This is a genomic window from Acidiphilium sp. PM (assembly GCF_000219295.1).
Taxonomy (GTDB): Bacteria; Pseudomonadota; Alphaproteobacteria; order Acetobacterales; family Acetobacteraceae; genus Acidiphilium; species Acidiphilium multivorum.
In genome coordinates this window covers 1-9,954 of the sequence record NZ_AFPR01000058.1, presented here as the reverse complement: position 1 = coordinate 9,954, position 9,954 = coordinate 1, and the positions used below count along the sequence as shown (strand labels likewise).

12 protein-coding genes are annotated in these 9,954 nt (G+C 68.7%); 3 read left to right on the top strand and 9 right to left on the bottom strand.

What is annotated here, in order from left to right:
* The 8 genes from rplS to APM_RS02050 all read right to left on the bottom strand — a co-directional run.
* On the bottom strand, positions 1-371 hold a 371-nt coding region (gene rplS / locus APM_RS02085), incomplete at its 3' end, for a 50S ribosomal protein L19 (protein WP_007421703.1).
* Between the two features lie 27 nt (positions 372-398).
* Complete coding sequence (trmD, locus tag APM_RS02080) at positions 399-1,103, bottom strand: tRNA (guanosine(37)-N1)-methyltransferase TrmD (RefSeq protein WP_007421702.1); 705 nt, start codon at positions 1,101-1,103, stop codon at positions 399-401.
* Positions 1,100-1,609, bottom strand: coding sequence for a ribosome maturation factor RimM (rimM, locus tag APM_RS02075; RefSeq protein ID WP_007421701.1), 510 nt, complete (start codon positions 1,607-1,609; stop codon positions 1,100-1,102). The genes trmD and rimM overlap by 4 nt, the downstream gene beginning before the upstream one ends.
* A 15-nt stretch (positions 1,610-1,624) precedes the next feature.
* On the bottom strand, positions 1,625-1,969 hold the full coding sequence (gene rpsP / locus APM_RS02070; RefSeq protein ID WP_007421700.1) for a 30S ribosomal protein S16: 345 nt from the start codon (positions 1,967-1,969) through the stop codon (positions 1,625-1,627).
* A 155-nt stretch (positions 1,970-2,124) separates the two neighbouring features.
* Positions 2,125-3,498 carry a signal recognition particle protein gene (gene ffh / locus APM_RS02065; protein WP_039887560.1) on the bottom strand — a complete coding sequence of 458 codons (1,374 nt, stop codon included), beginning with the start codon at positions 3,496-3,498 and terminating at the stop codon, positions 2,125-2,127.
* Positions 3,499-3,666: 168 nt separating this feature from the next.
* A complete protein-coding gene (locus APM_RS02060) occupies positions 3,667-5,085 on the bottom strand; it encodes an NAD(P)(+) transhydrogenase (Re/Si-specific) subunit beta (protein WP_007421698.1) in 1,419 nt (472 codons plus the stop codon).
* Between the two features lie 13 nt (positions 5,086-5,098).
* Positions 5,099-5,494, bottom strand: a complete 396-nt coding sequence (locus APM_RS02055; protein ID WP_007421697.1) for an NAD(P) transhydrogenase subunit alpha — start codon at positions 5,492-5,494, stop codon at positions 5,099-5,101.
* Positions 5,495-5,504: 10 nt separating this feature from the next.
* Positions 5,505-6,647: a Re/Si-specific NAD(P)(+) transhydrogenase subunit alpha gene (locus tag APM_RS02050; protein ID WP_007421696.1), complete on the bottom strand. Its 1,143-nt coding sequence runs from the start codon at positions 6,645-6,647 to the stop codon at positions 5,505-5,507.
* Positions 6,648-6,876: 229 nt separating this feature from the next.
* On the opposite strand from APM_RS02050, the gene APM_RS02045 reads away from it, so the two are divergent.
* Positions 6,877-7,527 carry an ATP-dependent Clp protease proteolytic subunit gene (locus APM_RS02045; protein ID WP_012039847.1) on the top strand — a complete coding sequence of 217 codons (651 nt, stop codon included), beginning with the start codon at positions 6,877-6,879 and terminating at the stop codon, positions 7,525-7,527.
* Positions 7,528-7,547: 20 nt separating this feature from the next.
* Here the strand turns inward: APM_RS02045 and APM_RS02040 are convergent, their stop codons facing one another.
* Complete coding sequence (locus APM_RS02040; protein WP_007421694.1) at positions 7,548-8,459, bottom strand: LysR family transcriptional regulator; 912 nt, start codon at positions 8,457-8,459, stop codon at positions 7,548-7,550.
* A gap of 158 nt (positions 8,460-8,617) precedes the next feature.
* Between APM_RS02040 and APM_RS02035 the strand changes: the two genes are divergently transcribed.
* Positions 8,618-9,163: an SRPBCC family protein gene (locus APM_RS02035; RefSeq protein WP_007421693.1), complete on the top strand. Its 546-nt coding sequence runs from the start codon at positions 8,618-8,620 to the stop codon at positions 9,161-9,163.
* A gap of 72 nt (positions 9,164-9,235) precedes the next feature.
* Positions 9,236-9,954 (top strand): FCD domain-containing protein (locus APM_RS02030; protein ID WP_007421692.1); only part of this gene is annotated, 719 nt, incomplete at its 3' end.

The window sequence follows — 9,954 nt, the reverse complement described above, 5'->3', positions numbered from 1 at the left end:
TCGGCGTTGGTCTCGCGCGCGGCCTCGGCGATGCGGGCGGACTTGCCGCGGCGGCCGCGCAGGTAATACAGCTTCGCCCGGCGCACCACGCCCCGGCGGGTGACGGCGATCTCGGTCACATTCGGCGAATAGAGCGGAAACACGCGCTCCACGCCCTCGCCATACGAAATCTTCCGTACGGTGAAGTTCGAGTTGATGCCGCGATTCGACCGCGCGATGCACACGCCCTCGAACGCCTGGATGCGGGTGCGCTCGCCCTCGGTCACCCGGACCGAAACGCGGAGATTGTCGCCCGGCTTGAAGTCCGGCACGGCGCGGGCTTCCGCGAGCTTGCCGATCTGCTCGGCGTCGATGGTCTGGATCACGTTCATGTCTGGCATCCTTTCGGGGGAGTTCATTTACGGAAGAGCCGGCTGGCTGGCAATGTGCCGGGCCCATAGATCTGGTCTGCGCCGCCTGGTCACGGCCTCGGCCTCGGCGCGGCGCCAGGCGGCGATGGCGGCATGATGGCCGGAGAGCAGCGCCTCCGGCACCGCCCGCCCCTGCCACACGGCCGGGCGGGTATAATGCGGATATTCGAGCAGCGTGCCGTCCGAGAAGCTTTCCTCCTCGGCGCTCTCCGCCGCCCCCATCACGCCCGGCAGCAGGCGGATGGTGGCATCGAGCAGCGCGAGCGCCGCGATCTCGCCGCCCGAGAGCACGAAATCGCCGAGGCTGATCTCCTCCGCCTCGTTGGCATCGAGGGCGCGCTGGTCGAACCCCTCGAACCGGCCGCAGAGCAGCACGGCACCCGGCCCTTCGGCGAGCCGGCGGATGCGCGCCTGGGTCAGCGGCGCGCCGCGCGGGGTCAGCGCGATCAACGGTCGCCCGTCCCGCGCCTGGCCGATCGCGGCATCCAGCACGTCCGGCCGCAGCACCATGCCCGCGCCGCCGCCGAACGGCGTGTCGTCCACCGCGCGATGCCGGCCGAGGCCGAAATCGCGCAGGTTCACGCAATCCAGCGCCCAGATGCCCGTCTCCAGCGCGCGTCCGGCCAGCGACTGGCCGAGCGGCCCCGGAAACATCTCGGGGAACAGGGTGATGATCGTGGCGCGGAAGCTCATTCCCGCATCTCCACCTCAACCGGCCGCACCACCACGGCGCGACCGCCCGGCAGGTCGATCTCCGGCACCACCGCGCGGGTGAAGGGCAGCAGCGAGCCGTCGGAGAGTTCGATGCTCGCGCCGGCGCCGAAATCATGCACCGCGCGGATCGTGCCGAGTGCCGCCCCATCCGGCCCCACCGCGTGCAGCCCGATGAGGTCGGCGAAGTAGAATTCGTCCTCGTCCTCGGGCGGCGGCAGGTCGGCCCGGCGCACATAGAGCCGAAGATTGGTCAGCTTCGCCGCCGCATCGCGATCGGCGATCGTGGCGGCCTCGTCGCCCTCGCCGATGGTGACGCGCGCGATCCCCGCCCCGGTCCAGGCCAGCCCGACCCGCCGGCCGCGCTCGTCGCGCAACGGCAGCTCGGCCAGCCCCTCCGGGTCCGGCGAATAGGTGGTGACATGCACGGCCCCGCGCACACCGTGGGGCCGGCCGATCACGCCCATCAGGATCAGGCGATCATCCATCGCTCAGCCGCGAAATCAGGCCTCGGCGGCCTTGGCGCGCTCGGCGGCGCGCTCCTGCGCCTTCTTCTTCGGCGCGGACTGCACGGGCTGCTCGCGGAACGCCGGCATCGGCGCGAGGCCGGCCTTGCCGATGAAACGGGCGACGCGGTCGGTCGCCTGCGCGCCCTGGCTCAGCCAGTGCGTCACGCGATCGGTCACGAGGCGGATGCGATCCTCGTGATCGGCCGGCAGCATCGGGTTGTAGGTGCCGATCCGCTCGATGAACTTGCCATCGCGCGGGCTGCGCGAGTCGGCGACGACGATGTGGTAGAACGGCCGCTTCTTCGCACCCGCGCGGGCCAGTCTGATCTTCAACGACATTCCATTGTCTCCTGGTCAGTAGTCTCGGTGGCGGCCAACCCGGCCGCCGTGGTTTCAGAACGGGCCGAAGCCCGTCGTTTTTCAGTCCGGGCCGAAACCCGCGGTCTCAAAACGAGCAAAAACCCGTGGTCTCGAAACGGGCGCAAGCCCGGGTCTCAGAACGGGCGGCGCCCGCCTCCCTGCGGCAGCAGCGCGGCCAACCCGCCGCGCGCGAGGCCCTTCTGGCCCAGCTTCTGCGCCCGCTTCATCATGTCCTTCATCTGCTCGAACTGCTTGAGCAGCCGGTTGACCTCCTGCACCGAGGTGCCCGAACCCGCCGCCACGCGCTTCTTCCGGCTCGCCTTCATGATGTCCGGATTGGCCCGCTCGGCCTTGGTCATCGAGGAGATGATCGCCGCCTGCCGCTTCAGGATCGAGGTGTCGAGATCCGCCTCGGCGAGCTGCTGCTTGATCTTGCCCACGCCGGGCAGCATGCCCATGATGCCCGAGAGCGAGCCCATCTTGGTGATCTGCTTGAGCTGCTCGGCATAATCCTCGAGGTCGAACTTGCCGCGCGCCATCTTCCTGGCGAGCTGCTCGGCCTTCTGCTGGTCGACATTCTCCGCCGCCTTCTCGACCAGGCTGACAATGTCGCCCATGCCGAGGATGCGCCCGGCGATGCGCTCGGGATGGAACGGCTCCAGCGCATCGAGCTTCTCGCCCATGCCCATCAGCTTGATCGGCGCGCCCGTCACCGCCCGCATCGACAGCGCGGCGCCGCCCCGCGCGTCGCCATCGAGCCGCGTCATGACGATGCCGGTGATGCTCACCGCCTCGTTGAACGCCGTCGCCGTGGCGAGCGCGTCCTGGCCGGTCATCGCGTCGACCACCAGCAGCGTCTCCGCCGGCGCGGTCACGTCGCGGATCGCCTTGACCTCGTCCATCAGCGCCTGGTCGATCGCGAGCCGTCCGGCGGTGTCGAGGATGACGACGTCGAACACCTCGCGCCGCCCGGTCTCCATCGCCCGCCGCGCGATCTGCACCGGCGTCTCCCCCGGCACGATCGGCAGGCTCGCCACCCCGGCGCGCTCGGCCAGCTGCGCGAGCTGGAGCTGCGCCGCCGGACGCTGGGTATCGAGGCTCGCCAGCAGCACCTTCTTGCGCTGCTTCTCCTTGAGCAGGAGCGCGATCTTGCCCGAGGTCGTGGTCTTGCCCGAGCCCTGCAACCCGACCATCAGGAACGGAATGGGTGATGCCGCGTTGAGGTTGAGCGGCACCGCCCCCTCGCCGCCGAGGGCGTCGACCAGCGCGTCGTTGACGATCTTGACGACCTGCTGCCCCGGCGAGACCGCCCGCAGCACCTCCGCGCCCACCGCCTGCAACCGCACCTTGGCGATGAAATCCCGCACCACCGGCAAAGCGACGTCGGCTTCGAGCAGCGCGAGGCGGATATCCCGCATCGCCTCGATCACATCGCTTTCGGACAGCGCGCCGCGCCGGCGCAACCGGTCGAAAACATCCCCGAGCTTGCCCGACAGGGCGTCAAACATCGCAACCCGCTCCATCAACGAAAAACGCGCCGCGGTGCGAAACTCGCAGCGCGACGGCTCTATTCCGCTCCGCCTATGGCCGAATTTGCCGCCGCTGGCAAGCGCGTCCCCAAACGAAAGCGGCGGAGCCAGTGGCCCCGCCGCCGGATCGTCCCGCGTTCGCCCGGCTTACTTGCCGAGCGACTGCACGATCTCCTCGGTCATCTTCTTCGCGTCGCCGAACAGCATCATCGTGTTGTCGCGGAAGAACAGCTCGTTCTCCACCCCGGCATAGCCCGAGGCCATCGAGCGCTTGACGAACAGCACCGTCTTCGCCTTGTCGACCTCGAGGATCGGCATGCCGTAGATCGGGCTCGACGAATTGGTCTTCGCCGCCGGGTTGGTCACGTCGTTCGCGCCGATCACGTAGACCACGTCGGCGGTCGAGAACTCGTTGTTGATCTCCTCGAGCTCGAACACCTCGTCATACGGCACCTGCGCCTCGGCGAGCAGCACGTTCATGTGCCCCGGCATGCGGCCGGCGACCGGATGGATCGCGTATTTCACCTCGACGCCCGCCTCCTTCAGCAGGTCGGACATCTCGCGCACCGCGTGCTGCGCCTGGGCCACCGCCATGCCGTAGCCCGGCACGATGATCACCTTCGAGGCGTTGCTCATGATGAAGCTCGCATCCTCGGCCGAGCCGATCTTCACCGCCTTGTCGCCGGCGGCCCCCGCGGGGCCGGCCGCGGCGGCGGCATCGGTGCCGAAGCCGCCGAGCAGCACGTTGAGGATCGAGCGGTTCATCCCCTTGCACATGATGTAGGAGAGAATCGCACCCGACGAGCCGACCAGCGCGCCGGTCACGATCAGCGCGATGTTGCTGATGGTGAAGCCGATGCCCGCCGCCGCCCAGCCGGAATAGGAGTTCAGCATCGAGATCACCACCGGCATGTCCGCACCGCCGATCGGGATGATCAGCAGCACGCCAAGCGCGAGCGCGAGGGCCGCGATGATCCAGAACAGCACCTGCGAGCCGCCCGAGGCGACGAAGGCGATGATCAGCACCACGAGCAGGATGCCGAGGCCGAGATTGAGCTTGTGCTGGCCGGGGAAATTGATCGGCGCGCCGCTCATCAGCGCCTGCAGCTTGGCGAAGGCGATGACCGCGCCGGTGAAGGTGATGGCGCCGATCGACAGGCCGAGCGACATCTCGATGAGGCTTTCGAGATGCAGGTGCCCCGGCGTGCCGATGCCGAAGCTCTGCGGCGCGTTCAGCGCCGAGGCGGCGACGAACACCGCGGCAAGCCCCACCAGCGAGTGGAACGCGGCGACGAGCTGCGGCAGCGCGGTCATGTTGACCCGCCGCGCCACCACCGCGCCGATCGCGCCGCCGATGACGACGCCGAGCACGATGAGCCCCACGCCCGAGAGCAGCATCGCCGGATGCGCCAGCGTCGCCAGCGCGGCGATCGCCATGCCGGCCATGCCGAGCAGGTTGCCGCGCCGCGCGGTCTCGGGATGCGAGAGCCCGCGCAGGGCCAGGATGAACAGGACGGCCGCCACCAGATAGGCGAGCGTGATCCCCGGATCGGATGCGTAATTCATTGTCGCGCCGCCCTTACTTCGCTTTTTTCTTGAACATGGCCAGCATGCGCTGGGTCACGAGGAAGCCGCCCACGATGTTCACGCTGGCCAGCAGCACCGCGATGAAGCCGAAGGCATGCGCGGCATAGCCGCCCTTCAGCCCTGTCGCGAGCATCGCGCCGACGATGATCACCGACGAGATGGCGTTGGTCACCGCCAGCAGCGGCGAGTGCAGCGCCGGGGTGACGCTCCAGATCACGTAATAGCCGACGAACACCGCCATCACGAAAATGGCGAACAGGTCGATCAGCGGGGCGCCGTGCGGCGCGTGCGCCGCCGCCTGGGCGGCGAAGCCGGCGGCGTTCTGCGCCAGCACGGTGGCCTTGTGCGCGAGCGCGTCGGCCTGGTCCGCGAGTTGTGCAGGGGTCATGATGTGGCTCCTAGGCAGCTGCTTGCGGCTGGAAGTTCGGATGAACGACGGCGCCATCCCGCGTGAGCAGGACGCCCTTCACGATATCGTCGTCGGCGGGCAGTTTCGGCCGCCCGGCCTCCTTGTCCCAGAACCCGGTGAGGAAGGTCGAGAGGTTGCGCGCATAGAGCGTGCTGGCGGCGACGCCGATGCGCGACGGCCAGTTCCTGTGCCCGAGCACGATCACGCCGTTCTCCGTCACGATCCGCTCGCCCGGCACCGTCGCCTCGCAGTTGCCGCCGGCATCCGCCGCGATATCGACGATCACGCTACCCATCCGCATCTTCGCCACCGCGTCGGCGGTGACGATGGTCGGCGCCTTGCGCCCCATCACCAGCGCGGTGCAGATGACGATGTCGTTCTTCGCCACCGTCTCGGCGATCAGCGCCGCCTGCTTGGCGCGGAACTCCGCACTCATCTCCTTCGCGTAGGCGCCGGTCTGCGCCTTGCTCTCCTCGTCCTCGACGCCGACGAAGGTCGCGCCGAGCGACTTGATCTCCTCCTTCGCCGCCGGCCGCACGTCGGTCGCCGAGACGATGGCGCCGAGCCGGCGGGCGGTGGCGATCGCCTGCAACCCGGCAACCCCGGCGCCGACCACGAACACGCGCGCCGGCGGCACGGTGCCGGCCGCCGTCATCATCATCGCGAAGCCGCGCGGAAACGCCTCCGCCGCCTCGATCACGGCGCGATAGCCGGCGAGATTCGCCTGGCTCGACAGCACGTCCATCGACTGCGCGCGGGTGATGCGCGGCAGCAGCTCCATCGAGCAGGCGTCGATCCCGGCCTTCGCATAGGCCTGCACCCGCTCCTGATTGCCCATCGCGCCGAGCGTGCCGACCAGCAGCGCGCCGCGCTCGATCTGCGCCAGAATCTCGTCCCCGGGCGGCTGCACCGTGAACACGATGCCGGCCCCCTTCAGTGCCGAGGCCGCATCCGGCGCGATCTCCGCGCCGGCCTCGCGCAGCGCCGCGTCGGAGACCGAGGCCCGCTCGCCGGCCCCCGCCTCGATCACCACGTCGAGCCCGAGGGCCTTCAGCTTCTTGATCGAATCCGGCACCGCGGCGACGCGGGTCTCGCCCGGCAGACGCTCTTTCAACACCGCAAGACGCATCATATCCATCCCTTCGTTCAACACCGCGCAACGATCGTGCGCCCCGGCGTCCGAAATATTGTGTCGCACCGCACCATTCAAAGCAGCAATTATGCCACAGATGTGATAACGGTCCCGCAATCTCGCACCATGCGCGGGCCGCGCTGTCAAGACGGCACCCATGCGCGCCCGATCGTCTCGACAGGGGGACCCGCATACCCCACAATAGTGCGACTGGTTCTGAGGAGTAGGCATGACAAGCGACATGAGCAACAGGCTCGCCCCCCGCGCCGATGACGAGGACGCCCCCGAGAAGGAGGCGCCCGAGGCCGCCAAGGCCGGCAAGGTCGGGCCCGAACTCGAAAACCGTCTGTTCAAGCAGCGCAAGGTGCTGATCTTCGGCGAGATCCACGACCGCATCGCCCGCGCCGTCACCGGCCAGCTCCTCGCCCTCGCCGGCGCGAGCGACGAGCCGATCGACGTGTTCGTCAACTCGCCGGGCGGCCATGTCGAGAGCGGCGACACGATCCATGACGTGATCCGCTTCGTCGACGCCACCGCGCCGGTGCGGATGATCGGCACCGGCTGGGTCGCCAGCGCCGGCGCGCTGATCTACCTCGCCGGCCACAAGGACCGCCGCTTCTGCCTGCCCAACACGCGCTTCCTGCTGCACCAGCCGATGGGCGGCGTGCGCGGCCCGGCGACCGATATCGACATCGAGGCCCGCGAGATCATCAAGATGCGCGAGCGGATCAACCGCATCATCGCCCGCGAGACCGGGCAGGACTATGCCCGCGTCGAGAAGGACACCGACCGCAACTACTGGATGGGCGCGGAGGAGGCGATCGCCTACGGCATGGTCAGCCGCGTCGTGCAGACCATGAAGGATCTGGACGCCGCCTGATCCCCCCGGCGGCCGCGGCGTCAGCCGTGGCCGTCCTCCGGCGGGGACTCGCGCAGCAGGGCGAGCAGCGCCGCCGCGGCCCTGGTGCGCGTGCGGTCCTGGTGCTGGACCGCGAAATAGGTCCGCCGCGGCAGCTTCACCGGCACCTCCACCACCTTGCCCGCGGCCAGCGCATCGGCGCAGACCAGCTCGGAGAGGATCGTCGCCCCGGCGCCGCCGCTCACCGCCGTCAGCACCGAATTGTTCGCCGGCAGCTCGATCGCCACATCGACCGCCGCATGGTCGATCCCGAGCCCGGCCAGCGCCTCGAAGAGCACCGCCCGCGTCCCCGACCCGTCCTCGCGCAGCACCCAGCTGCCGGAGGCGAGCTCCGCCGGCCGCAGCGCGCGCCGCTTCGCCCAGGGATGACCGGGGGCGACCACCATGACCAGCCGGTCCTGCGCGATCGGCTCGGCGGCGAGCCGCGGCTGGATCAGCGTATCGCCCGGCCCCTCGACGAAGCCGAGCTCGACATCCCCTTCCAGGATCGCGCGCGCCACCTCGGCCGAATTGCCGATCGAGACCGCGAGCCCGATGCCCGGATAGGCCTGCCGGAAGGCGACGAGGCGCAGCGGCAGGAAGTGGTTGGCGATGGTCTGGCTGGCCTTGATCGCCAGCCGCCCGCGCGCGAGGCCGGCGATCTCGCGCATCGTCAGCGCCGCCTGCTCCGTCCGGTTCAGGATCGCCCGCGCCTCGGTGAAGAACACGCGGCCCGCCTCGGTCAGCGCGATGCCGCGGCCGACCCGGTGGAACAGCCTGGTGCCGAATTCACGCTCCAGTGCCGCCACCGCCCCCGAGGCGGCGGACTGGGTGAGCCCCAGCGCCTCGGCGGCCCGTGTCACATGCTCGCGTTCGGCGACCGCGATGAAGATCCGCAACTGATCGAGGGTCATCCTGAACCGGCCTCGTCAGGGCAGCCTCGTCCGAACGACGTTCGCCCAGAAGCCCGTGCCCGCTAAATTTTCATACGCACGCAAAACTATGGCATAGAGCGATCCATGCATGTAAACGCATAGGACCGGCTTCACCGGACCGTCAACAGGAGGAACACTTGAAAGCACCGATCTTGCGCCGCGCCGTTCTCGTCGCGCTGCCGCTGACCCTGCTCGCCGCCGTCGCTCCCGCCCAGGCGAAAGCCCCCGTGCTGCACGTGACGAAAAGCGTCGTCATCAAGGCGCCGGCCGCGAAGGTGTGGTCGATCGTGCATGATTTCGGCAAGCTGACCTGGGTTCCCGCCGTCAAGACCAGCAAGGCCGACAAGGGCAACCACCCCGGCTCGGTGCGCCATCTCGACCTCGGCGGGCCGGTGCTGACCGAACAGCTCATCCGGTATGACGCCCGGCACATGACCTACACCTATGAAATCCAGCACACCGCCAACAACATGAAGATCCTGCCGGTGCGCGACTATGTCTCGACGATTTCGGTGCACCGGCTCGGCGCGAACGAGACCCGCCTCGTCTGGAGCGGCCATTTCCGCCGCCTCGATCTCTCCACCCATCCGAAGAAGGGCGAGGACAACGCCGCCGCGATCAAGGCGATTTCCGGGATCTACGAATCAGGGCTTGCCAACGCGGCAAAGCTCGCCGCACAATAAATATTGCAAACCGACTAGGCCGGCGGTTCGACCGCCGGCCCGACAATCAAGAGGAAGCGCCGGGCAGAACGGATGGCAAAGCCGAATACGTTGCTGAAACGAACGAGCAACGCCCTACTCGACTACATCAAGGACCTTCCGGAGGAGCCAGCCGCACTCGGGTCGGACAGCGCGCTCGCCCGCCAGTTCGGGGTGAGCCGCACCACGGTGCGCGCCGCCATCGAAACCATGATCGGGAGCGGCATCCTGGAGCGCGGCTCGGCCGGCCTGCGGATCGTGCGCCGCCCGGAACGCGCGGACTATTACACCGAGTCGGAAACCGACGGTCCGCAGGAGCAGATCGAACGCGTCTTCATGCAGCGCGTGCTCCTTGGCGACTGGCGGCCCGGGCACACCTTCTCCGAAGCCGAGCTGGCGCGCGACAGCAATGCCAGCACCGTTTCCGTCCGCGAATTCCTGATCGGCTTCTCCCGCTTCGGGCTCATCGCCAAGCAGCCGCGCGGCGGCTGGATCCTGCGGGAATTCCATGACGGTTTCGCCGCCGAGGTGGCCGACATGCGCGAACTGATCGAAATGGCCGCCCTGGCGCGCATGCCCCGCGCCGGCAGCGCCGCCCTCACCGAGGCGGCGGATGCGATGATCGCCCGCCACCGCGACATCGAGGCGGCAATCGCAAGGCGCTACACCGAGTTCGCGGCGCTGGACCGGGATTTCCATCTCTGGATCATCGGCTTCCTGAACAACCGCTTCGCCTACGATTTCTTCGACATCGTGTCCTTCCTGTTCCATTA

Coding starts and splice junctions, on each gene's coding strand:
- rpsP (WP_007421700.1), bottom strand. CDS start 1,969: ATGTCGTTGAAGATCAGACTGGCCCGCGCGGGTGCGAAGAAGCGGCCG.
- APM_RS02040 (WP_007421694.1), bottom strand. CDS start 8,459: ATGACCCTCGATCAGTTGCGGATCTTCATCGCGGTCGCCGAACGCGAG.
- ffh (WP_039887560.1), bottom strand. CDS start 3,498: ATGTTTGACGCCCTGTCGGGCAAGCTCGGGGATGTTTTCGACCGGTTG.
- APM_RS02060 (WP_007421698.1), bottom strand. CDS start 5,085: ATGAATTACGCATCCGATCCGGGGATCACGCTCGCCTATCTGGTGGCG.
- APM_RS02050 (WP_007421696.1), bottom strand. CDS start 6,647: ATGATGCGTCTTGCGGTGTTGAAAGAGCGTCTGCCGGGCGAGACCCGC.
- rimM (WP_007421701.1), bottom strand. CDS start 1,609: ATGGATGATCGCCTGATCCTGATGGGCGTGATCGGCCGGCCCCACGGT.
- trmD (WP_007421702.1), bottom strand. CDS start 1,103: ATGAGCTTCCGCGCCACGATCATCACCCTGTTCCCCGAGATGTTTCCG.
- APM_RS02055 (WP_007421697.1), bottom strand. CDS start 5,494: ATGACCCCTGCACAACTCGCGGACCAGGCCGACGCGCTCGCGCACAAG.
- APM_RS02045 (WP_012039847.1), top strand. CDS start 6,877: ATGACAAGCGACATGAGCAACAGGCTCGCCCCCCGCGCCGATGACGAG.